The organism is Leclercia sp. S52 (genome assembly GCF_039727615.1).
Lineage (GTDB): Bacteria > Pseudomonadota > Gammaproteobacteria > Enterobacterales > Enterobacteriaceae > Enterobacter > Enterobacter adecarboxylatus_B.
In genome coordinates, this window is sequence record NZ_CP152474.1 from 3,705,143 (window position 1) to 3,730,284 (window position 25,142).

Annotated in this window: 9 protein-coding genes and 3 pseudogenes; 8 read left to right on the forward strand and 4 right to left on the reverse strand. The window is 63.3% G+C overall.

Annotated elements, in window-relative coordinates; all coding sequences use genetic code 11:
• The first annotated feature begins 799 nt into the window (after nucleotides 1-799).
• The 8 genes and pseudogenes from AAHB66_RS17690 (at nucleotide 800) to AAHB66_RS17725 (ending at nucleotide 21,770) form a co-directional block, all read left to right on the forward strand.
• Nucleotides 800-1,405: a BapA prefix-like domain-containing protein gene (locus AAHB66_RS17690; RefSeq protein WP_347113836.1), complete on the forward strand. Its 606-nt coding sequence runs from the start codon at nucleotides 800-802 to the stop codon at nucleotides 1,403-1,405.
• Nucleotides 1,360-1,898 (forward strand): annotated as a pseudogene (locus tag AAHB66_RS17695) (Ig-like domain-containing protein); the annotation flags it as partial. The gene AAHB66_RS17690 and the pseudogene AAHB66_RS17695, both read left to right, overlap by 46 nt.
• Before the next feature lie 13 nt (nucleotides 1,899-1,911).
• Entirely contained in the window at nucleotides 1,912-3,924 is a 2,013-nt protein-coding gene (locus tag AAHB66_RS17700; RefSeq protein WP_347116516.1) for an Ig-like domain-containing protein, read from the forward strand.
• Complete coding sequence (locus AAHB66_RS17705) at nucleotides 3,860-11,812, forward strand: Ig-like domain-containing protein (RefSeq protein ID WP_347113837.1); 7,953 nt, start codon at nucleotides 3,860-3,862, stop codon at nucleotides 11,810-11,812. The genes AAHB66_RS17700 and AAHB66_RS17705 overlap by 65 nt, the downstream gene beginning before the upstream one ends.
• Nucleotides 11,781-16,922, forward strand: coding sequence for a BapA/Bap/LapF family large adhesin (locus AAHB66_RS17710; protein ID WP_347113838.1), 5,142 nt, complete (start codon nucleotides 11,781-11,783; stop codon nucleotides 16,920-16,922). The genes AAHB66_RS17705 and AAHB66_RS17710 overlap by 32 nt, the downstream gene beginning before the upstream one ends.
• Before the next feature lie 76 nt (nucleotides 16,923-16,998).
• Nucleotides 16,999-18,400, forward strand: a pseudogene (locus AAHB66_RS17715) (TolC family outer membrane protein).
• Nucleotides 18,397-20,590, forward strand: a pseudogene (locus tag AAHB66_RS17720) (type I secretion system permease/ATPase). Before AAHB66_RS17715 ends, AAHB66_RS17720 begins: the two co-directional pseudogenes overlap by 4 nt.
• Before the next feature lie 10 nt (nucleotides 20,591-20,600).
• Nucleotides 20,601-21,770, forward strand: a complete 1,170-nt coding sequence (locus AAHB66_RS17725) for an HlyD family efflux transporter periplasmic adaptor subunit (RefSeq protein ID WP_347116517.1) — start codon at nucleotides 20,601-20,603, stop codon at nucleotides 21,768-21,770.
• A gap of 53 nt (nucleotides 21,771-21,823) precedes the next feature.
• On the opposite strand, the gene AAHB66_RS17730 is transcribed toward AAHB66_RS17725, so the two are convergent.
• The 4 genes from AAHB66_RS17730 to AAHB66_RS17745 all read right to left on the reverse strand — a co-directional run bounded on the left by AAHB66_RS17730 (nucleotide 21,824) and on the right by AAHB66_RS17745 (nucleotide 25,084).
• Nucleotides 21,824-22,033 carry a hypothetical protein gene (locus AAHB66_RS17730; RefSeq protein WP_347113840.1) on the reverse strand — a complete coding sequence of 70 codons (210 nt, stop codon included), beginning with the start codon at nucleotides 22,031-22,033 and terminating at the stop codon, nucleotides 21,824-21,826.
• A 696-nt stretch (nucleotides 22,034-22,729) separates the two neighbouring features.
• Nucleotides 22,730-23,314, reverse strand: a complete 585-nt coding sequence (locus AAHB66_RS17735) for a hypothetical protein (protein ID WP_347113841.1) — start codon at nucleotides 23,312-23,314, stop codon at nucleotides 22,730-22,732.
• 21 nt (nucleotides 23,315-23,335) lie between these two features.
• Nucleotides 23,336-24,124, reverse strand: a complete 789-nt coding sequence (locus AAHB66_RS17740) for a phosphotransferase (protein ID WP_347113843.1) — start codon at nucleotides 24,122-24,124, stop codon at nucleotides 23,336-23,338.
• A gap of 12 nt (nucleotides 24,125-24,136) precedes the next feature.
• Nucleotides 24,137-25,084 carry a LysR family transcriptional regulator gene (locus AAHB66_RS17745; RefSeq protein ID WP_347113844.1) on the reverse strand — a complete coding sequence of 316 codons (948 nt, stop codon included), beginning with the start codon at nucleotides 25,082-25,084 and terminating at the stop codon, nucleotides 24,137-24,139.
• Nucleotides 25,085-25,142: the final 58 nt, after the last annotated feature.

The following is a 25,142-nucleotide window of genomic DNA, read 5'->3' on the forward strand; positions in this document are numbered from 1 at the left end:
CCGGCAAGCGTAGCGCCGCCGGGCAACCAGACCGCACTCCTGCAACATCGCCGGGTGACGGCTACGCCTTACCCGGCCTGGAAATTTAAATTACCTTCAGGTAAATAACCCCAAACTTAATGCCATTAATATTGTGACCTGGGCACCACATTATTTTTTCTACCAAATACCGTTATTGCCTTAACTTAAACCATGCTCTAAATAGCAGAGCATTTTAATAAAGCAAACCTCTATATTTATATTAAAAAACACCTCTGGATATATCATATTGAATATCTCTTTTATCCCCGCTTAATTATTTACACAGCCGCACTAAAATATAAATCCGCTCAATTTCCACATCCGGATTATTCCTAACCCATTAAATTAACGTTAAAATAACTGCCCTTACCCTGCGTTGCGCCCACCGCACCAACCCGCATAGCGCCTGGCTTCCTTAGCGCACCCCGCATACAAATAACGTCTTCAATACCGCTAACCCTTTATTAACCGGTGCTTAATTTGCGCTTTTAGTACTTTCTGGCTATATCAAATTTAGTCAATCCGAAATTGTTACCAATATTAAAGACAAGGATTTTACCGCCGAGAAATATATCCCCAGCCGTCTTACCCCCCTGAATACCCAGGGCAAAAATCCGCTGCCACCATCGTTTTATCGGCAGCTCTTAATAACTTTTAAATAATTACCCTGGGTCATTGTTTTAATTTAACAGTTTCCCTACGGGTGGCGCTCAATCTGCTCAATAGAAATGGCTTAAACCGCTCGCCATTTCATTGCACTCTGCCGGGAGTAACACACATGAGTAAAATCACTGTCATCTCCAAACTGACGCACGTGGAAACGGTAACAGACGGGTCTCAGGTGACGCTGGCCGACTCTTCAATCGTTAAGATCAACGCCCAACGTGCCGACATTCTCGACTATGAACGCAGCGGTAACGACCTGATCGTTAAGCTGGCCGACGGCGAAACCCTGACCCTCAAAAATTTCTTTGTCGCCGGTGAACAGGGGATCAGCCAGCTGGTGCTGGAAGAGAGTAACGGTGCCCTGTGGTGGATTGCCGATCCGATGGCGGCAGAGAGCTACCAGTCGATCGCCTCCGTTGATGCCCTGCTGGCGGGCACCACTACCGCGTCGGCAGGTGAAGCGGCGATCTGGCCGCAGGTGGTGGCGGCGGCGGCGGTGGTGGTGGGAGTGACAGTGATAATGGCAGTGGCAATGGAAGTGGCAGTGACGGGGGTAATGGCAATGGCAGTAACCCGACGCTGCCGGGCACCGATCCGAACGACACCACGCCTCCGGGCGCAGCGACCAACCTCAGATTTTCAGCCGATGGCACCCAGCTTAGCGGGAGCGCCGAAGCCAACAGCATCATCACCGTCACCGATGCCAACGGCAATGTGATCGGCCGGGGCCAGACCAACGGCAACGGTGAATTCACCGTCGATCTCGGCAAGCCCTACACCAACGGCGAGACCCTGACCGCGACCCCGACCGACGGGGCAGGCAACACCGGACCGGGCACGACGGTGACCGCCGCGGATACCACGCCGCCGCAGGCCCCGATCCTCAACAGCGTTACCGATGATGTGGGCAGCGTGACCGGATCGCTCACCAGCGGCCAGTCCACCGATGACGCCCGCCCGACCTTTAGCGGCAGCGGCAAACCGGGCAGCACCATCACGGTTTACGACAACGGTACCGCCATCGGCACCGCGCAAGTCAACAGCAACGGCAGCTGGTCCTTCACCCCGGCCACCGCGCTGGGCGAAGGGGCACACCAGATCACCACCCGGGCCACCGACGCCGCGGGCAATACCGGACCGGCCTCACCGGCATTCAGCTTTACCGTGGATACCCTTGCCCCGAATGCCCCTTCCGGCGTGACGATCGCGGACACCACCGGGACGGTGCAGGGCGTACTTGTCGCCGGGCAGACCACCGATGCCAACCGCCCTGCCCTGAACGGCACCGGTGAACCCGGCAGCACCATCACGATCTACGACAACGGTCAGGCCGTGGGCCAGACCACGGTGGGCACGGACGGCAAATGGAGCTTTACGCCAGACACGCCGCTTGCCGACGGCGCGCATTCCATCACCCTGACGGAGACCGACCTGACGGGCAACACCAGCGATCCGTCCGCCCCGTTTGCGTTCACCATTGACCGCACGCCGCCGGACCAGCCGACCATCAGCCTGATCCCGGGCGGCACCGAGGTCACCGGCAGCGCCGAGCCAAACAGCACGATTACCATCACCGACAGTAACGGGAAGGTGATTGGCACCGGCCAGACCGATGCCAACGGCGACTACCGGGTTCCCCTCAACGAGGCGCAAACCGAAGGGGATACCATCAGCGTGGTGGCCTCCGATGCCGCCGGAAACCAGAGCCAGCCAATCAGCGCCGTGGTGGGCTATGTCACCCCGCCTGACGCGCCGACCGATCTGGCGATCAATCCTGAAGGCTCCGTCGTCACCGGTAAGGCAGAAGCGGGCAGCACCGTCACCATTCGCGATGGCGAAGACGTTATCGGGAGAGGCGTTGCCGGCACTGATGGCAGCTTCGAAATTATCCTCTCCACCCCACGCCTGAACGGCCAGGATCTGGCGGTCACCGCCACCGACGCAGCGGGTAACACCGGGCCGGAGGGCAGCGTAACCGCCCCGGACGTGACGCCGCCGCAGGCCCCGGTCATCACCAGCGTGGTGGATGACGTGGAGGGCATCACCGGCGTGATCCGCGACGGGCAGATCACCAATGACACCCAGCCGGTAATCAGCGGCACCGGTGAACCGGGGTCGACCATCTACATCTACAGCGGCACGGATCAGGTTGGCTTTGCCGAAGTGGACGCGGACGGCAACTGGTCTACCGAGCTGCTGCTGATTGACGACGGTGGCTATGTTCTGACCGCACAGGCCGTTGACCGCTACGACAACCGCAGCGAATCCTCCGGCAGCTGGACCATCATCATCGATGCCACGCCACCGGCCACTCCGGCGATTTCCCAGGTGATCAACGATCTGCCTGAGACCGCCGTGGCCATCGACAACAACGGCACCACCAACGACAACCGTCCGACCCTGTACGGCACTGGCGAAGTCGGTTCGACCATCAGCATCCGCGTCGATGGCGTCGAGGTGGGCACCGCCCAGGTCGGCAGCGGCGGGGAGTGGAGCTTTACCCCCACCACCGCCCTGCTGGATGGGCAGCATGCCATCACCACGGTGGCGACAGATGCCGCCGGTAACAGCAGCCCCGCTTCCGGCACCTTCACCCTGACCATCGATACCCAGGCCCCCACCGTCCCGGTTATTACCCGCGTCGAAGACAATACCGGCGGTATTCAGGGGGATGTGACCAGCAACACGCCGACCGATGAAACCCGGCCGGTGATCCACGGCAACGGCCCGGCAAACTCGCTCATCAGCATCTATGAAGTCACCACCCTGCTCGGCACCACCACCAGCAATGGGGATGGCGTCTGGAGCCTGCAGCTTGCCACCCCGCTGGTTAACGGCACCCACGTTCTCACTGCGTCAGTCAGCGATGCGGTAGGCAACACCGCCACCTCCGGCAGCTTTAACCTGGTGGTGGATACCCTGGCCCCGGGCACCCCGGACATTCCGGCGATCACCGTCAATCCTGAGGGCGGCGGTGAAGAGACCCTGACCTCCGGTGGCAGCACCCGTGACACTACCCCGACCCTGAGCGGCACCGGTACGGCAGGCGATATCGTCACCATCTACGACGGCACCACCAAAATCGGCGAAACCACTATTCCGGCAGGGGGGCAACTGGAGCTGGACCCCGCCTGCTGGGCTGCCCAATGGCACCTACGATCTCAGCCTGACCGTGACCAACAAAGACGGCGCGGGCAACGAGAGCGCCCCGTGCCAGCCGGTGTCCATCACCATTGATACCGAAGCACCGGCGCAACCTGACGCGCCGGTGGTCACCGATAACGTCAGCGAAATTACCGGCCCGGTGGGCAACAACGGCGCCACCAACGACACCCGTCCGGTGCTGAGCGGCACCGGTACGCCGGATGACGTAATTAGCATCTACGACCAGACTGAGACCGGCAACGTGCTGGTGGGCGAAGTGGTGGTCGACATCAACGGCAACTGGACATGGCGCGCCGATGAGCCGCTGGCAGAGGGGACGCACGGCTTTACCGTTATCGCCACCGACCCGGCGGGCAACGCCTCGGCGGTGTCGGACACCATCACAGTGACCGTCGACAGCCTCGTGCCGGAGATCCCGACGATCGCCAGCGTCAATGACACCCTCGCGGCGGGCAGCAGCACCAACGACACCACTCCAACCGTCACCGGCACCGGCGAAAACGGCACCACGGTGATCCTCTACAGCAACGGCGTTGAGGTGGGCCGCGGTCTGGTGAGCAACGGCAGCTGGACCATCACCGCCAGCGCGCTGAAGGATGGCCCGACCACCCTGACCGTGGCGGCGCTGGATGCCGCCGGGAACGCCAGCAGCGCGGGAAGCGACTTTGCCTTCACCATCGACATCGTGCCGCCGGGCAACCCGCAGCTGCTGGAGATCTCTGACAGCACCTTCGTCAACGGCACGCTCTACGCCAACAGCAGCACCCCGACCCTGAGCGGCACCGGCGAGCCGTTGAGCACTATCACCGTCTCGGTTGACGGCAATCCGCTCGGCCAGGCGCAGGTCAACGAGCAGGGACAGTGGACCTTCCCACTGCCGGCTGGCACCGAACTGCAGGATGACACCCACACCATCACCCTGGTGGCGAGCGACGCGGCGGGCAATATCAGCGAAGGCAGCCCGGTCACCCTGGTGATCGACACTGACGCACCGGCTATTCCGGTGGTGACAGAGGTCGTCTCCGGCGGTACGCCGCTGACCGGCACCGCCGAGGCGGGTGCCACCATTACGGTCACCGGCACGGGCGGCGTGGTGCTCGGCACCGGGGTCGCCAACGCCGAGGGGCAGTTCTCGGTAGCCCTGACCCCACCGCAGTACAACGAAGCCACCCTGAGCGTGGTGGCGAGCGATCCGGCGGGCAACGTCAGCGATCCGGCCAGCTTTAACGTCCTGCCGACGCCACAGCTGCCGGACGTGCCGGTCATCGTCGCCATCCTGGATGATAACGGCACCGACGGCAGCATCAACGTCAAAGGCAGCAGCTCCAACGATGCCACCCCAACCCTCACCGGCACGGCGATCCCCGGCAGCCTGGTCACGATTTATCTGGACGGCAGCACCACGGCGCTGGGCACTGCCACCGCCGACGCCACCACCGGGGCCTGGACGTTCCCGGTTGCCACCCTCGGGGAAGGCAGCCACAGCTTCAGCGTCACCGCCACCGTCGACGGCGTGGCCAGCGGCCAGTCGCCTGAAGCCACGGTCAATATCGATCTCACCCCGCCGTCCGCCCCGGCCTTTGGCAGCGTGGTGGACGACGTCGGCCCGCAGACCGGCGCGGTGACGAGCGGCAGAGCGACCAACGACGATCTGCCGACCTTCAACGGGACGGCCACGCCGGGGGATGTGATCAGCCTGTACGCGGACGATACCCTGATCGGCACCGCCACGGTGGGCAACACCGGAGCCTGGAGCATCACCCTGACCGACCCGCTGGATGACGGCACTTACGCCCTGACCCTCAGCGCCACCGATCCGGCCGGGAACGAAAGCCCGCGCTCGGCACCGTTCTCTCTGGTGGTGGATACCACCGCGGGCGAAGTGGTCATCACCGGGGCTAACGATGACGTCGGGCCGGTCACCGGCAACGTCGCCAACGGCGGCAGCACCAACGACAACGCCCCAACCCTGACGGGTACCGCAGAAGCCAACAGCAGCGTCGCCATCTACGACGGCATTAAGCTGATTGGCACCGTCACCGCCAGCAACACCGGGGCCTGGAGCTTCACCCCGACCAGCGTGCTGGCGGAAGGTCAGCACGTCTTTACCGCCGTCGCCACCGACAGCGCGGGCAACGTCACCCCGATCTCCGGGGCGTATATCCTGACGGTCGACTTGACCCCACCGGCCACGCCGACCATCGCCAGCGTCAACGACGACGTGGCGGGCAATACCGGCCTGTTGACCAACGGGCAGGTCACCAACGATGTGCGTCCGGAACTGACCGGCACCGGCGTGGCGGGCAGCACCGTCCACATCCTGGATAACGGAATCGAGATCGGCACCGCGCTGGTGGGCGCCAGCGGCAGCTGGAGCTTTACCCCGACCAGCGATCTGGCCTCCGGACCACACGAGCTGCGCGTCAGCGCCACCGATGCCGCGGGCAACGTCTCCGGCACCTCGCCCGCGTTCTCACTCAACATCGACATCACCGCCCCGCTGGCACCGGTTCTGCTCACCGCGGTGGATGATGTCGGCACCGTGACCGGCACGCTGGACAGCGGCGATGTCACCAACGACGCCCGCCCAACCTTTACGGGCAGCGGCGAAGTGGGTGCCACCATCCACATCATTATCGACGAGCTGGAGATCGGCACCGCGGTAGTTAACGCCGCGGGCAGCTGGACCTTCACCCCGGAGACGGCGCTGGATGAAGGTACCCGCAGCATCCGCTTTACCGCCACCGACACCGCCGGGAACACCGGCCCTGCCAGCGATCCGTTTATCCTGACGGTCGATACCCTGGCACCGGCGGCGCCAACCATCGTTGCGGCTGCCGATAACGTGGGCACCATCCAGAATCCGATCACCGCCTCCGGCCAGGTCACCGATGACACCACGCCAGGGTTAACCGGCAGGGCCGAAGCCAACGCTACGGTCACTATTTATGACAACGGGGCTCTCGTCGGCACCGTGCAGGCCACCGAAACCGGCGACTGGAGCTGGACCCCGACCACGGCGCTCGGCAACGGCAGCCACACCTTCACCACCAGCGCCCGGGATGCGGCAGGCAACCTCAGCGAAACCTCGCCGGGCTTCACGCTGATTGTCGATACCCTGAAACCGACCCCGCCAACCATCGCCCTGGCGATTGACGACGTCGGCCCGGTCACCGGCCCGCTCACCAGCGGCCGTACCACCAACGACCAGCAGCCGGTGCTCACCGGCACCAGCGAACCGAACGCCCGGGTACAGATTTTTGAAGGCACCACCCTGCGCGGCGAAGGCGTCGCGGATGGCAGCGGGAACTGGTCAATCGAGATAAACACGCAGCTCAGCGATAGCCAGCACCGCTTCACCGCGGTGGCGATCGATGCCGCAGGCAACGCCAGCGATCCGTCCGCGACCTTCACCCTGACGGTAGATACCCAGGTGCCCGTTGCGCCGGTGCTGGCTTCGGTCACGGATGATGTCGGCGAGACGGTGGCCCTCACTAACGGCCAACTGACCAACGACGCCAGACCAACCCTCAGCGGCACGGCGGAAGCGGGCACCACGGTGAACGTGTACGACGGCACCACCCTGCTGGGTACTGCCACCGTCGGGGCGAACAACGCCTGGAGCTTCACCCCGCTCAGCCCGCTGGCCGACGGGGCACATACCCTGACGGTCACCACCACCGACGCGGCGGGCAACGTCAGCCCGCCGACCGCCGGGTTTGTCATTAACGTCGACGCCACCGCCCCGGTCGCCCCGACCATCACCTCGGTGGTGGATGACGTCGGATCGGTGCAGGGTCCGGTGCTCAGCGGCAACCCGACCAACGACACCCGTCCAACGCTGAACGGCACCGCCGAAGCCAACGCCATCGTGCGTATTTACGACGGCACCACGCTGGTGGGCGAGACTCTCGCTAACGCCCAGGGCCAGTGGACCCTGACCCAGACCATCAACCCGCTTAACGACGGGGTGCATAATTTCACCGCCACCGCCACCGATGCGGCGGGCAACCTCAGCGCGGCGTCGCCGGTGACCTCCATTACCGTCGACACTCTCGCCCCGGGAGCACCGGACAGCTTCACCATCCTGAACAACGGTAATACCCTTACCGGGCGTGGCGAAGCGGGCAGCACCATCACCGTGCGCGATGGCAACGCAGTGATCGGCACCGGGGTGGTCAACAACAACGGCAGCTTCTCCATCACCCTCACCACGGCGAAAGCAAACGGCGAACTGCTGACGGTGACCGCCACCGACAGAGCCGGGAACACCGGCGCGGAAGGCCAGATCGTCGCCCCGGACACCACGCCACCGGCCGTTCCGGCCATTACCGACGTGGTGGATAACGTGTCTGATATCACCGGCACCGTCACCGACGGGCAGACCACCAACGATTCCACGCCGCTGCTCCGCGGCACCGGGCCTGCCAACACCACCATTGAGATCTACAGCGGCACGACGCTTATCGGCACCACCCAGACCAGCGCGGGCGGAAACTGGGAGATCCAGCTCACCGCCGCCCTGCCTGACGGCGGCCACGTCCTGACGGCGCAGTCCGTCGACGCCGCGGGCAACAACAGCGCCGCCTCCAACAGCTGGAGCATCGTGGTGGATGCCACCGCCCCGGATGCCCCGGCGATCACCTCGGCGGTCAACGACACCTCCGGCAGCGCGGTAGTGATTGCCAACAACAGCCCGACCAACGACACCCGCCCAACCCTGAACGGCACCGGGGAAGCGGGGGCCACCCTCAGCATTCGGGTGGATGGCGTGGAGGTAGGAACCACCAAAGTGGGCGCTGGGGGCGAATGGACCTTCACCCCGGAGGACGCGCTCAACGAGGGGCCACGCGTGATTACCGTGGTGGCGACCGATGCCGCCGGGAACACCGGCGAACCGTCTGAGCCCTTTAACATCACCATCGACACCGTGCCGCCAGCCGCCCCGACCATCACCCTGGCGGTGGACAGCACCGGCAACGTCACGGGCGACGTGGTCAGCGACCAGCCAACCGACGAAACCCTGCCGTTGATCCGCGGGACCGGCCCGGCCAACGCGCAGATCAGCCTCTATGAAGGCACCACCCTGCTCGGCACTGCCACCACCAATGCGGCGGGGGACTGGAGCGTGCAGCTGACCACTCCGCTGGGTAACGGCAACCACGCCCTGACCGCAACGGTCAGCGATGCGGCGGGCAACACCGCCACCTCCGGCACCTTTAATCTGGTGGTGGATACCGTGGCGCCGGCCACGCCGGACATCCCGGACATCACCGTCAACCCTGACGGCAGTGGCGAGACCGCCATCACCGGCGGGGGCAGCACCCGCGATACCACCCCAACCCTGAGCGGCACCGGCACGGAAGGCGATATCGTTTCCATCTACGACGGCACCACCAAAATCGGCGAAACCACCATCCCGGCGGGTGGGATCTGGACCTGGACGCCGCCTGAGGCGCTGCCGAGCGGCACTTATAACCTCAGCCTGACCGTGACCAGCAGTGACGGCGCGGGCAACGAGAGTGCGCCGTCAAATCCGGTGACCATCACCATCGATACCGAGGCCCCGGACGCACCGGCGCTGCCGGTGGTCACCGATAACGTCAGCGACATTACCGGCCCGGTGGGCAACAACGGTGCCACCAACGATACCCGTCCGGTGCTGAGCGGTACCGGTACGCCGGATGACACCATCAGCATCTATGACCAGACCGCTAACGGCACCGGCTCCGTCAAGGTGGGTGAAGTGGTGGTCGACATCAACGGCAACTGGACGTGGCGTTCCGACACGCCGCTGGCCGAGGGGGATCACAGCTTCACCCTCACCGCCACCGACCCGGCGGGCAACGTCTCGGTGGTGTCGGACACCATGACCGTGACCGTCGACAGCATTGTGCCTGACATCCCGGTCATCACCAGCGTGGCGGACAACGTCGGGCCGGTCACCGGCACCATCACGGCGGGCAGCAGCAGCAACGATACTACCCCGACCGTCACCGGCACCGGGGAGAACGGCACCACGGTGATCCTCTACAGCAATGGCATTGAGGTGGGACGCGGCCTGGTCAGCGACGGCAGCTGGACCATCACCACGCCGGTGTTGAAGGATGGCGCGACCACCCTGACCGTGGCGGCGATGGATGCGGCCGGGAACGTCAGCAATGCGGGCAGTGCTTTTGCCTTCACCATCGACATCGTGCCGCCGGCAATCCCGCAGCTGCTGGCGATCTCTGACAGTACCCTCGCCAACGGCGCGCTTTACGCCAACAGCAGCACGCCGACCCTGAGCGGTACCGGTGAGCCGCTGAGCACCATTACCGTCTTTGTGGATGGTCAATCTCTCGGCCAGGTGCAGACCAACGCCCAGGGGCAGTGGACGCTGCCCGTCGCCAGCGGCACGCCGCTGTCCGATAGCCCGCACACCTTCACCCTGGTGGCGAGCGATGCGGCGGGCAACATCAGCGAAGGGAGCCCGGTGAACCTGATCGTTGACACCCAGGCACCGGGGGCACCAGTGGTGACCGGCATTGTCTCCGGCGGTACGCCGCTGACCGGCACCGCCGAGGCGGGCTCCACCGTGACAGTACGTGGCTCGGACAACGTGGTGCTGGGCACCGGCGTCACCAACGCCCAGGGGCAGTTCTCCGTAGCCCTGACCCCGCCGCAAAGCGATGCGGTGACCCTCAGCCTGACCGCCAGCGACGTGGCGGGCAACCTCAGCGATCCTTCGAGCTACAACGTTCCGGCCACGCCTGCGCTGCCGGACGTCCCGACTATCGACGCCATTCTTGATGACAACGGCACCGGCGGCAGCGTCAACGTTAAAGGGCTAAGCTCCAACGACGCCACCCCAACCCTGACCGGGACGGCGATCCCGGGCAGCCTGGTGACCATTTACCAGGACGGCAGCACCACGGCGCTGGGCACCGTTACCGCCGACGCCACCTCCGGGGCCTGGTCGTTCCCGGTCACCACCCTCGGGGAAGGCAGCCACAGCTTCAGCGTCACCGCCACCGTCAACGGCCAGACCAGCGGCCAGTCGCCGGGGGCGACGGTCAATATCGATCTCACCCCACCGGCCGCGCCAGCCTTTGGCACCCTGGTGGATGATGTCGGCACCGTCACCGGGGCCGTGGTCAGCGGCAGGCCGACCGACGATAACCAGCCAACCCTCAACGGCACGGCGACGCCGGGGGATGTGATTAACATCTGGTCCGGCGATACCCTGCTGGGCAGCGTCCCGGTCAGCGCCACCGGAGCCTGGACCTTTACCCTGCCACAGGCGCTGGGCGACGGTACTTATACCCTGCTCCTTACCGCCACCGATCCGGCCGGCAACGAAAGCCTGCCTTCAGCACCGTTCTCGCTGGTGGTGGATACCGTCTCCGCGGCACCGGTGATTACCGGGGCTAACGATGACGTGGGCCCGGTGACCGGCAATGTGGTCAGCGGCGGCGTCACCAACGACAACACCCCGACCCTGTCAGGCAGCGCGGAAGCGGGCAGCAGCGTCGCCATCTATGAAGGCACGAAACTGCTCGGCACCGTGGTGGCCAACGCCAGCGGGATCTGGAGCTTCACCCCAACGGTGGTACTGGCAGAGGGCGAACACAGCTTTACCGCCATCGCCACCGACACCGCCGGCAACGTCAGCCCGGCCTCCGGGGCGTACACCCTGACCGTCGACATGACGCCACCGGCTACCCCGGTGCTGGTCAGCGTTAACGACGACGTGGCAGGCAACACCGGCCTGCTGGTCAGCGGCCAGCTCACCAACGACGCGCGTCCGGAACTGACCGGCACCGGCGTGGCGGGCAGCACCGTGCATATCCTGGATAACGGGATCGAGATCGGCACCGCGCTGGTCAACGGCACCGGGGGGCTGGAGCTTTACCCCGACCAGCGATCTGGCCCAGGGTCCGCACGAGTTGCGCGTCAGCGCCACCGATGCAGCGGGTAACGTCTCAGGTACTTCGCCGGCCTTCTCGCTGAACGTCGACACCACCGCCCCGCTGGCACCGGTTCTCAGCAGCGTGGTGGATGACGTCGGGACCCTTACCGGCACGGTGAACAACGGCGGTGTGACCAACGACAACCGGCCAACCTTTAACGGCACCGGCGAAGTGGGTGCCACCATCCACATCATCGTCGACGGACAGGAGATCGGCTCCGCGCTGTTCAACGCCTCGGGCAGCTGGAGCTTTACGCCTGACACCCTCCTTGAGGACGGGTTGCGCAGCGTAACCCTGACCGCCACCGATCTCGCCGGCAATACCGGTCCTGCCAGCGGGGCCTTTACCCTGACGGTGGATACCCTCGCACCGGCGGCACCGACCATCGTCTCCGCCGCCGACAACGTGGGTACCATCCAGACCCCGCTCACCGTCTCCGGCCAGGTGACCGACGACACCACCCCAACCCTGTCGGGCAGAGCTGCGGCTAACGCCACGGTTACCGTCTATGACAACGGCGTCTCCCTCGGCACCGTGCAGGCCAGCGCCGCAGGCGACTGGACCTTCACCCCGGGCACCGAGCTCGGCAACGGCAGCCACACCTTTACCGCCAGCGCCACCGACGCGGCAGGCAACCTCAGCGAAGTCTCGACGGGCTTCACGGTGGTGGTCGATACCCTCAAACCGCTCGCCCCGGTCATCACCCTGGCCCAGGACGACGTCGGCAGCGTCACGGGTGCCCTGACCAGCGGTCAGCGCACCGATGACACCCTGCCGGTGCTCACCGGCACCAGCGAACCGAATGCCCGGGTGCAGCTCTTTGAAGGCACCACCCTGCTGGGCACCGCCACCGCCGACGACAGCGGCAACTGGACGATTGCGCTGACCACGCCGCTGACCAACGCCCAGCACAACTTCACGGCGGTAGCGACGGATGCGGCTGGCAACAGCAGCGATGCGTCCGCCACCTTCAGCCTGACGGTGGATACCCTGCCGCCAGCGGTGCCGGTGCTGGTCTCGGTGGTGGATGACGTTGGCACGGTGGTGTCGCTCACCAGCGGCCAGCTGACCAACGACGCCAGACCGACCCTTAACGGTACGGCGGAAGCGGGCTCGACGGTGAAAGTTTACGACGGCGATGTGCTGCTGGGCAGCGTGGTGGCCGACGCCAACAGCGCCTGGAGCTTCACCCCGACCACGCCGCTGGCCGACGGTCTGCACAGTCTGACGGTGACCGCCACCGACGCGGTGGGCAACGACAGCCTGCCGACCGCGGGCTTTACCCTGAACCTCGATGCCACCGCCCCGGGCGCGCCTGTCATCACCTCGGTGGTGGATGACGTCGGCTCGATCCAGGGTCCGGTGCTTAACGGCAATCCGACCAACGACACCCGTCCGACCCTCAACGGCACCGCCGAAGCAGGTGCCGTGGTGCGCATCTACGACGGCACCACCCTGGTGGGCCAGGTGACGGCCAACGCCCAGGGTCAGTGGACTCTGACGCAGACCACCACCACGCTGACTGACGGGGTGCATAACTTCACCGCCACCGCGACCGATGCGGCGGGCAACCTCAGCGCGGCATCACCGATTACCTCGATCACCGTGGATACCGTCGCACCGGGGGCGCCGGGCGGCTTCACCGTCCTCAACAGCGGCGGCCAGGTCAATGGCACCGCCGAGGCGGGCAGCACCGTGACCATTCTCGGCACCGACAACGTGACGGTGCTGGGCACCGGCGTCGCTGACGCCACCGGGAAGTTCAGCATTGCGCTCTCCACGCCGCAGGTTAACGCCGAGCTGCTGCACGTCTTTGCCACCGACCGGGCCGGAAACGCAGGTCTGGCGGTGGATCTGCGGATGCCGTACTCGCTGGTGCCGAACCCACCGGTCATCACCAGCGTCAACGACAACGCGGGCAGCATCATCGGCAACCTGCTGAACGGGCAGAGCACGGACGACACCACCCCGACCCTGACCGGGACCGCGCAGCCTTCTTCCACCATCACCCTGTATGACAACAACGTGCTGTTAGCCACGGTGACCACCAACAGCGCGGGGGTCTGGACATACACGCCAACCGTGCCGCTGGGGAATGGCCCGCACGCCTTTACCGCCACCGCAGGCAATGCGGTCGGCACCAGCGCGGTCACGCCGCTGAGCTCGATTGTGGTGGATACCGTCGCCCCGGGCACGCCGCAGGGAACCTTCAACGCCGACGGCAGCGTCCTGAGCGGCACCGCCGAAGCGGGCAGCACCATCACCCTGCTGCTGAGCGATAACAGTGTGGTCACCACCACTGCGACGCCGCAGGGAACCTGGAGCTACACCTTCCTCGACAAGCAGTCTGAAGGCGAGCGGATCACCCTCTCGGCCACCGATGCGGCGGGTAACACCTCCGCCACCGGGACGGTGATTGCGCCAAACCTGCCGCTGTCAGCCAGTGACAACGTGGTCGGCCTGGCGCTGACCACCAACGCCACCGTCAGCACCGCCCAGTACAGCGACTACGGCGTCCAGCTGGTGGGTGGCGTCGGCAACGTGCTGTCGCTGCTGGGGGAAAACTCCGCCCAGGTGACCTTCACCGTACCGACCGGCGGCAGCGCGGATATGGAGATCAACGCCAGCGCCACCGGTATCGTGCTCTCCCTGCTCAACACTCTGGAGATCATTGTTCAACGCTGGAACGGCACCACCTGGACTACCGAAGTGGATACCGGCCTGCCGCAGTTCGCTAACCTGTTGACCCTCGGGGCCAGCGGCGTGACCCTGAACCTGACCGGCCTGCCGGGTGGGCAGTATCGCGTCCTGAGCTACAACTCCAACCTGCTGGCCACCGGGTCGTACACCAGTCTTGATGTGGACGTCACCCAGACCACCGCGGGCACCCTGACGGGCACGCTGGTGCAAAACGGCAACGTCATCACCGACAGCGATCCGGTGAGCGGCAGCGACAGCGCGCCGAACGGCACGGTGGTCACCAGCGTAACCAACGCCAGCGGCCTCACCGTTAACGTGGCGTCGGGGGCGGCGGGCACCACCATCAACGGGCTGTACGGCACCCTGACCCTGCACGCCGACGGGAGCTACACCTACACCCTGACCAACACCAGCGCCTCGGTGCTGGGCCGGACCGACACCTTCACCTATAACATCGCCGGGAAAGGGGCCACGGACGACGCCCGACTGATCATCACCCTCGGTGAGAACACGGTGAGAAACAGCGTGACGGCAGTGGACGATACCGCCTCGCTGACCTTCAACACCCAGGTGCAGGCCATCGACTACGGCCCATCGAGCCAGAGCGGCTATACCGTGGTGGGCGTCAATCTGGGTAACGTGCTGAACCTCAACCTGCTGGACGATCGCAGCGAGACCATGAAGTACAGCGTGGCGGAAGGCACCACCCGCACCATGACGATTCAGGGTTCTGTCGGCGGGGTAGCCCTGGCGTCGGTGTTTGACCTCTATATCTACAAGTTCAACCCGGCGACCCAGAGCTATGAGCGGATGCGCACCGAGGCTGGCTGGCTGCGCGCGCCGCTGCTGGGCGGCACCTCGGCACCGCTGACCCTGACCCTGCCGGCGGGGGACTATATCTTCCTGATGAACACCGTGTCGGGGATCACCGCCCTGACCGGCTACCAGATCAACGTTCTGGAAGATCATGTCTATGCCGTCACCAGCACCACCGCCGCCACCACCGGCGATGTGCTGCAGAGTGACATCGTGCCGGCCGGCACGCACGTCACCCAGGTGAACGGGGTCGACGTGAACGCCACCGGCACCACGCGCATTGAGGGGCAGTACGGCACGCTGCTGATCGACGCCGACGGGAAGTACACCTACACCCTGCGGGCCGGGGTGGGGGCCGACCACATCAGCACGCCGGACACCTTCGTCTATACCGTCACGGCACCGAATGGCGATAAGGACACCGCCTCGCTGAACATCACCCCAACGCCGGTGGCACTGGATGCGGTCAATGACGTCAGCCGCGAGCTGAGCGTGGATGCGACGCACCCTGTGGCGGCCTATCGCGATGATACGGTGGGTAACGCCACCTGGAACGCCGCCCTGCTGGCCTACACCTCAGGTTCAGGCAGCGGGACATTTGTGGTGGGGGCCAACACGGCCCTGCATGACGTCGTGCTCCACTTCAACGTCGCCTCACTGCTGTCGCTGGGCGGCCTGAACGTGAACTGGACCATAACCGGGCCAGGCGTCACCAGAACGGGCTCCTTCAATGGCGGTCTGCTGTTGGGCGGGGTAGCCACCATCAACGTCACGGGTCTGGATCTGGACGCTGGCACCTACACTCTGAGCTTTACCGGGGCGATGGGCCCTCTGGGGTTAGGCGCGATCTCCATCACGCCGTACGTCACCGGTACTACCGTGTTCCTTAACAATGAGCTCACCACCGCGGGCCACACCGTCACCGGCAATATCTTTGACGGCACGGATTCGGGCGGCGTGCTGGATCAGCTTCATTCGGTGGACAGCCGTCTGAGCATCACCAGCTATACCGGGACCGTCACTACCCTGGATCCGTACACCACCGCCAATGCCACCGCCAACATTCAGGGGCATTACGGCGTGCTGACCATCGGCGTGGATGGCCACTACAGCTACACCCTGAACAGCGGCGTCTCGCTGGCGTCCATGACCACGAAGGAGACCTTTACCTACAAACTGACCGGCGACAACGGCACCACCGATACCGCCACCCTGACCATCAACATGGCACCGAAGTTCGTCAGCTCCGAGCATAGCGATACCTTCACCGGTAGCGCCTATGGCGACACGCTGATCTACGAAGTGCTGAACAACACGGCGGGTAACGGCACGGCGGGCAACGGCAGTAACGACCACTGGACCAACTTCTCCCTGGCGCAGGGAGACAAGATCGATATCAGCGATCTGCTGGTGGGCTGGAACGGGGACAACGCCACGCTGGGCAACTATCTGCACGTCACCAACAGCAATGGCAATACCGTGATCTCCGTCGACCGGGACGGAGCGGCAAATATTTACACCAATACTACACTGGTTACATTGGATAACGTTCAGACAACCTACGAGGAACTGGTTAACCAACAACACATCATCGCCCAATAGCGCTAATAACAAGACCCGGGCGCACGTCGCCCGGGCTTAACATTATAAAGTTGTTCAGTTTTTTAGGGATAATGCCATGAACAAAGTACCTTGCTGGTGGCTTGGGTGCTGCCTGTTTTCCGGGCAGGTCCTGGCGGCCGATTCGCCTGCGGTCATTAATTTTGGGCAATTAAGTGAAAACCAGGAGCTCCCCTCCCTCAATGGACGGGTCGCCCTGCCGACAAGCCAGGCCGCGCCCGGCACCTTAACCCTGGGCGATGCGGTGACGCGCGCCGTGAACTGGCACCCCACCATTCAGGAAGCGGTGGGCAAACTTTACGAACAGATCCAGCAGGTGGATGTCGCCAAATCGAAGTACTACCCGCAGATCAGCGCCGGCATCAACAACGGCTACAGCAACAACTCCAGCGACACCGGCTTTACCCCCCTCGGTGGTCCTCTCCCTCTCCCAGATGCTCTATGACTTCGGCAAGGTCGCCAGCCAGGTGCGGGCCGAAGACGCGGGCGTGGTGCAGCAGCAGGCCAACGTCCTGCTGAGCATTGATACCATCGCCCGGGATACCGCCACCGCGCTGGTGCAGGTGCAGATGTGGCAGCAGATGGTGGACACCGCCAAAGAGCAGCTTGAGGCGCTGGGCAGCATCGGCACGCTGACGCGCCAGCGTAACGACGAAGGGGCCACCTCGCTCTCCGACGTGGTGCAGACCGACGCCCGTATCGAAGGGGCGCGTTCGCAGCTGATGCAGTATCAGGCCAACCTCGACAGCGCCCGCGCCACGCTGATGAGCAATCTCGGCTGGAGCAACCTCAATGAGGTCAGCAACGCCTTCCCGGCAAAACTGGCCCAAAGCTGCGACATCAAAGATCCGGATGACCGGCTGGTGCCCGCGGTGCTCTCCTCCTGGGCGCAGGCTAACGTGGCCCAGGCCAATCTCGACTACGCCAACGCCCAGATGACCCCGACCATCTCGCTGGAGCCCGAGGTTCGCCACTATATTAACAATCGCTACCCCGGCCACGACACCCTGGATAAGACCCAGTACAACGTGTCGGTCAACGTCGAAATGCCCATCTACCAGGGCGGCGGCCTGAGCGCCCGGCGCAACGCCGCCAGCCACGCGGTGGAGGCGGCGCAGTCCAACGTGCAGCGCACCCGGCTGGACGTGCGGCAGAAGCTGCAGGAGTCGCGCAGCCAGGTGATGAGCCTGATGAGCACCCTGCAGATCCAGTCCCGCCAGGAGACCCTCAGCCAGCGCACCCGCGAACTCTATCAGCAGCAGTATCTGGATCTCGGCTCCCGCCCGCTGCTGGACGTGCTGAACGCCGAGCAGGAGGTTTACCAGGCCCGCTTTACCCAGTGGCAAACCGCCGGACAGCTGCACCAGCTGCAGATCAACTGCCTGTATAACACCGGGCGGATGCGCAACGCCTTCGACCTCGAAAACCACACCATTCAGTCAGTGGAGATCCAGCCATGACGCGAGACGATATCCTTCACGAGGAGCCACTGACGCAGGAGGCGCTGGAGCACTGGGCGCAGGCGTTTGGCTATGTCGCCACCCGCTACCGGGTGGCCTGCTCCCCCGGCGCGCTGGTGGCCGGTGCCCCCCTGGCTACAGGGGAAAAGCAAAACTCCGGCCCTGACCGGGCTGGCCCGCGAGGCGGGGCTCTCCTTTCGGCTGTTGAACAACGGCCAGGAATCGCTCAACAGCTGGCAGCTGCCGGTGGTGGTGGAACTGAATGACGGCAAAATTGGGGTGATTGAGCACTTTGACGGCGAGGATATGGTCGACGTCTGTTTCTTTGACGGCAAGGCGCAGACCAACCGCCTGTCGCTGGCCCGGCTGCTGCCGGCCATTCATCAGGTGGTGGCCCTGCGCCCGCTGGCGGCGTTAAAAGACAGTCGCGTGGATGCCTATATTTCAAAATATCGCCCGGACTGGCTCTACCGCCTGGTGATGCGCGACCTGCGCCCCTATACCTACGTGATGCTGGCGGCGCTGTTTATCAACCTGCTGTCGCTGGCCGGGATTTTGTTTTCGATGCAGGTCTATGACCGGGTGATCCCGGCTCAGTCCTACCCTACCCTGTACGTGCTGACCATCGGGGTGCTGATCGCCACCCTGTTCGGCTTTATCCTGCGTCTCGCCCGCAGCCACATTATGGACCTGCTGGGGAAACGGGCCGACCTGCGCGTCTCGGATCGGGTGTTCGGCCATGCCCTGCGCCTGCGCAACAGCGCGGTTCCCCGCTCCACCGGCAGCTTTATCTCCCAGCTGCGCGAGCTGGAGCAGATCCGCGAAATGGTCACCTCCTCGACCATCTCCACCATTGTCGACCTGCCCTTCTTCTTCCTCTTTGTTGGGGTGCTGGCGATCATCGCCCCGTCGCTGGCGTGGATCGCCCCGGTGGCGGCGGTGCTGATGGTATTGCCGGGCCTGCTGCTGCAGAAAAAGCTGGCGGCGCTGGCGAAGCAGGCGGCCCATGAGTCGACCCTGCGCAACGCCGTGCTGGTGGAGAGCGTGCAGGGGCTGGAGGACATCAAGCTGATGCAGGCGGAGAACCGCTTCCTGCAGCAGTGGAACAGCTACGTGCAGATCACCGCCGAGTCGGGCTTGAAGACCCGCGAGCTGACCCAGGGCCTCATTAGCTGGGGGATGACCATTCAGAGCCTGGTCTACACCGCGGTGATTGTGGTGGGTGCGCCGATGGTGATCGAAGGCGAAATGACCACCGGTGCGGTGGTGGCCGCCTCGATGCTGGCCTCGCGGATGATCGCCCCGATGGCGACCCTCTGCGGCGTGCTGGCACGCTGGCAGCAGGTGAAAGCGGCCAAAGAGGGGCTGGACAACATTATGCAGCTTCCGACCGAGAACCAGCGCGAAGAGACGCCGATCCGCCAGGACGTGCTGCGCGGTCACTATCTGTTCGAGCAGGCGCAGTTTGCCTACGCGGGCGACGTGCAGAACCCGGCCCTGCGCATCAACCGGCTGGAGATCAAACCCGGCGAGCACGTGGCGATCCTCGGCCGTAACGGCGCGGGCAAATCGACCCTGCTGCAGGCGATGGTGGGCAGCATGGATCTGGTGGGCGGCGAGCTGCGGCTCGACAACCTCAGCCTGCCCCATCTCGACATGGCGGACGTACGCCGCAACGTCGGCCTGATGAGCCAGAACGCGCGGCTGTTTTACGGCACCCTGCGCGAGAACATCACCCTCGGGATGCCGCGCGCCACCGACGAAGAGATTTTTGCCGTGCTGGAGATGTGCGGTGCAGCCACCTTTGTGCAGAAGCTGGCGAAGGGGCTGGACCATCCGATCATGGAGAACGGCGTCGGGCTCTCCGGCGGACAGCGTCAGTCGATTTTGCTGGCGCGTATGTTCCTGCGCGATCCCAATGTCGTCCTGCTGGACGAACCGACCGCCTCGCTGGATGAGCACACCGAACGCGAATTTATTCAGCGCCTGAGCCAGTGGCTCGGCAACCGGACCCTGATCGTCGCCACCCACCGGGTGCCGATGCTGGAGCTGGTGGAGCGCGTGGTGGTGCTGAAAGAGGGCATGCTGGTGATGGATGCGCCGAAAGCCCAGGCGTTGAGCAACAGTCGGATGCAGCAGCAACAGCAGGCGAATGGCCGGGAGTGGAAAAATGAAAATCAATCAGCATGATGCCGCCGCGATGGACGACCTGGACAACGCCCTCGGGTCCGAGAGCGGCTATACCGGGGCCAGAAGCATTGTCATCTTCAGCCTGCTGCTGTTTGTCGTCGCCGGGGTGTGGGCGTGGTTCAGCATTCTCGATGAGGTCTCCACCGGCACCGGGAAGGTGATCCCCAGCTCCCGCGAGCAGGTTTTACAGTCGCTCGACGGCGGGATCCTCGCCGAGCTGAAGGTCCACGAGGGGGATCAGGTGCAGGCCGGTCAGGTGCTGGCGCGTCTCGACCCTACCCGCTCTGAATCCAACGTCGGGGAAAGCGCCGCCCGCTACCGCGCGTCGCTGGCCTCCAGCGCCCGTCTGCATGCGGAGGTGAACGACCTGCCGCTCTCCTTCCCGCCCGAGCTGGCGAAATGGACCGACCTGACCGCCGCCGAGACCCGGCTCTACAACTCCCGCCGCGAGCAGTTGGAAGACTCGCGCCGCGAGCTGCGTCAGGCGCTGGATCTGGTCAACACCGAACTGGGGATCACCCAGCGGCTGGTGAAAACCGGCGCCGCCAGCCACGTCGAAGCCCTGCGCCTGCAGCGCCAGAAGAGCGACCTGGAGCTGAAGCTCACCGACCTGCGCTCGCAGTATTACGTCCAGGCGCGTGAGGCGTTGTCCAAATCCAATGCCGAAGTGGATATGCTCTCGGCGGTGCTGAAAGGGCGTGAGGACTCGGTCACCCGTCTGACGATGACCTCCCCGGTGCGCGGCATCGTGAAGAACATCAAGGTGACCACCATCGGCGGCGTGATCCCGCCGAACGGCGAGGTGATGGAGATTGTGCCGGTGGACGATCATTTGCTGATTGAAACCCGCCTGTCGCCGCGCGATATCGCCTTTATCCACCCCGGCCAGAAGGCGCTGGTGAAGATCACCGCCTACGATTACGCCATCTACGGCGGGCTCGACGGCGTGGTGGAGACCATCTCGCCGGACACCATCCAGGATGAGGCCAAACCGGAAGTGTTCTATTACCGGGTATTCATCCGCACCAGCCAGGATTACCTGGTCAACAAAGCGGGCCGGCACTTCTCCATCGTCCCGGGAATGATTGCCACGGTGGATATCAAGACCGGCGAGAAATCGGTGATGGATTATATGATCAAGCCGTTTAACCGCGCGAAAGAGGCGTTAAGGGAAAGGTAGTTTTTCACCCTCTCCCTTGAGGGAGAGGGTACAGGCCGCACGATGCAACATGTTTAACCTTTCGCTCGCGTTAAGTTTTCATCCATGCGTGGATTCGCCTGTCTGAACACCTCTGTGTTTTGACCAAGAAACTTCAGCTTTCCCCGGCTCTCTTCCAGCGCCGTTTCAAGCTTATCAACCTCATTGGAGAGACGGGAAACCATGATAAAGAGTATGGCGATCCCTATCACGACAGGAACGATTAACCACCATGAGAGAAACATGTGCGCAACCCTGGAAGATAATGAATGTAGTTACAGTCTTATAGCTGGCTAATTAAATTCAATAATAGAAATTCATGAGTTTTGTAGGCCGGGTAAGGCGTAGCCGCCACCCGGCGATGCAGTGCGGCCTGATGCCCGCACCCCGCCCTCTCCCACAGGGCTGAGGGGATCCCCAGTAATTTTATTGCCTTTAAAGCAATGAAATTACTAAATGATAATAAAGGGCTTACAGCGGCTCCCTGGTCTGGCTGAAAATCGCCGAAGCGTTTCCGGAAGGCCGGGGCGAGGCGCATGGACGCGCCGAGAGGGCATAGCCTGCAAGGATGCAGGCTGGTGCCCGGCCCCGAAAGCCTGAAGGAATAAGCTGAGGACAAAATTGCCGGGAGCAATTTTGGACAGCGCTTGCGCTGACCCCGAAGGGGTGAGCCCCAGGGATGGGGCGAACAATCCGCGAAGCGGCGATTTTCTTGCCGGGAGCCCGGGTAGCCAGGGTGGTGGCGATTGAGCCACCCTGGCACGTTCACCGGTTCAGGCGTATCAGAGAAGCAAGGAACGTGAGGTGAACGGAACTACCTCCTGAGTCGCATGCTCCCCCCTCACCCTAACCCTCTCCCTCAAGGGAGAGGGGATCGTCCGTGCAAATATTTTTTGTGGGGATCCCTCAACCCACAAGGAGAGGGAGCAACTTGCATTGACCTACGCACCCGAAACCTTCGGGAAAATCTCCAGATACTTCTGCGAGCCATAAAACGGGATCACCAGAAACGCCATGCCCGCCGTACCGCTGGCTAACTGCACCGCCATATCGCCGTTGCGGGTAATAAACAGCGTCCGCTCCTGCCAGCGACAGCCGACGCTCATATCCGGGGTGCAATTTTTGAATTTTGTTAACAGCACGCCCTCTTTGGTCAGGAAGAAGTACCGGCTTTCGACATCGGACGGTTTTGCCGCCGACTCATCCAGCAGCGCGTAAGTCTCCTCCCGCAGCGTTCTGTTTTGCGCATCCAGCGATTTCACCTGCAGCGATTTGGCAGGATAGTTGAAGCGTAACTCCACCATCGCCGCGTTGTCGGCTCTGACATACAACGTCTCGGCCAGATCGTTTGCACCGTAGTATTTTCCGCCGCCCGGCTTGAGCGGTTTCGTCATAAAGCGGTACAGCGTGTGACTGCGAATATCCTGGCGGTTAGGATACTCCGCGTTAAATTGCGCTTTCTGCGGCGCACTGACGACGCAGCCGGTGAGTAATAACAGACAAAGCAGGACAGACAGTTGGCGCATAACTATTCCCTGTGCAGACATTCAGAGTATGTTGACGGTGCTCTCTAACCAGCCAGGAAGATGTGCTCTGTACCAGCTGAGATAGGTTTGATAATCGCTTTTCTGCCGCGTATGCAGCAGTAAAACCACCTCCGTCACGATCCAGGCTTTCGCAATGGCAATCTCTTTGGCTAAATCACGAATCCCGGGATAACAGGCAATAAGACTATAACGATCCGCCAGGGCATTGAATGCCTGAAGGGTGCCCATCCCCTGAATTAGGGGGGCGAGGTCGATAGCCGGACTTCCCGTTCCAAACCGCTCCCAGTCAAAAAGCACCCACTCGCCGGTGTCTCTTCTTCCCCAGTTACCCGCATTACTGTCGCCGGAAATTAAGCCCCGATGACGAAATAACGCCTCGCTGTGCTGATGAAAACAACGCATCTGCTGTGCGGCGCGGTCCGGTAATGCCAACAGCGCGAGCGATGCCTCAAGCGCCGCGGCTGACCAGCCGTGGGGATGATAAATCCATAAAGGATCCGGCGGAAAATCATGCAGACGAGCCAGCATCGACAGCACCTCGTCGCCTGCCACAGCATCTTGATCCACCGGATGGGGAATATATTCCAGCCTTAACTTACGTCGGGAGGCATCGGCGTATAGCAGCGCGGGAGAAATAATATCTGCCTGACGCAGTCGCGGCGCAGCGGAGTGATAAAACGCAAACTCGACCTCACTGACGGGGTACTTCTCGATAACCCGACGCCCCTCTTCATCGCGATTCAGCGTGACTTTCGCGGAACCCATTCTGGATAAATTCTCTTCAGACATGTTTGATTCCTTTTATGACCCATTCACGGCCGATTGCCAGTAAAGCGGCGAACCAAACGCCTCAACGTAGTAATCAATCACCGCCCGCACGTTCAGCGGCGGGTGGCGCGTGTTGGGGTAGATCGCCGCGATGTTGAGGGGCTCGGTATTGATGGAGGTTTCCCATTCCGGCAGCAGTTTTACCAGCTCACCGCTCTGGATCCGGTCGCCAATCAGCCAGTCCGGGAACAGCACGATCCCCATCCCGCCCAGCGCGGCGATCAGCAATGTTTCGGCGTTATTGGAAGACATCAGCGGCGTGACGGGATAGTGGATCCACGCCTCGCCGGGTCGGCGCAGCAGCCAGCGGTTGGGGCCGGACGAGCCGCGATAGACCAGGCATTGGTGACGCATAATGTCGTCCGGCGTTTCCGGCGTGCCGTATTTACGCAGACAGGCCGGCGAGGCAGCCAGGTGATAAAACTGCTGGCCCAGCACCCGGGCGTGAAAGGAGGAGTCGGTCAGCGCGCCGATGCGAAAGATCACGTCGGCGGCATCCCGATGGGGATCGATGTAATCATCGGTCAGCGTCAGCTCGATGCTGAGCCGGGGATAGCGTTCCGTCAGGCCGGGAAGCCCGGGGGCGATATGCCGCTGGCCAAAAAAGACCGGAGCATTGATGCGGATGACGCCGGAAGGCTCCCGCTTGCGCTCGTCCAGCTCCCGGCGCGCCTCGTCAAGGTTACCGAGCATCAGGCGGGCAAAGCGGATAAACAGATGCCCGCTCTCGGTGGGGATAATCGCCCGCGTGTTGCGGTAGAACAGCTGCTGGCCGAGGGCGTCCTCCAGCTGGTGAATGACGCGGGAAACCTGAGATGCCGATATCCCCTCCCGACGCGCCACTACCGAAAAGTTCTGGGTTTCATAGACCGCAACGAAGATCTGCAGCCAGCGAAGAGTGATGTTTGCAGCATCGTACATTGATGCATTTCCTGCACAGGTGTTTATTGCATTATGGCATTTTTCTCACGGATAAACA

Bases quoted from the DNA above. Each gene is read 5' to 3' on its own strand.
- AAHB66_RS17690 (WP_347113836.1), top strand. From the start codon at position 800: ATGAGTAAAATCACTGTCATCTCCAAACTGACGCACGTGGAAACGGTA.
- AAHB66_RS17725 (WP_347116517.1), top strand. From the start codon at position 20,601: ATGGACGACCTGGACAACGCCCTCGGGTCCGAGAGCGGCTATACCGGG.
- AAHB66_RS17730 (WP_347113840.1), bottom strand. From the start codon at position 22,033: ATGTTTCTCTCATGGTGGTTAATCGTTCCTGTCGTGATAGGGATCGCC.
- AAHB66_RS17735 (WP_347113841.1), bottom strand. From the start codon at position 23,314: ATGCGCCAACTGTCTGTCCTGCTTTGTCTGTTATTACTCACCGGCTGC.
- AAHB66_RS17740 (WP_347113843.1), bottom strand. From the start codon at position 24,124: ATGTCTGAAGAGAATTTATCCAGAATGGGTTCCGCGAAAGTCACGCTG.
- AAHB66_RS17745 (WP_347113844.1), bottom strand. From the start codon at position 25,084: ATGTACGATGCTGCAAACATCACTCTTCGCTGGCTGCAGATCTTCGTT.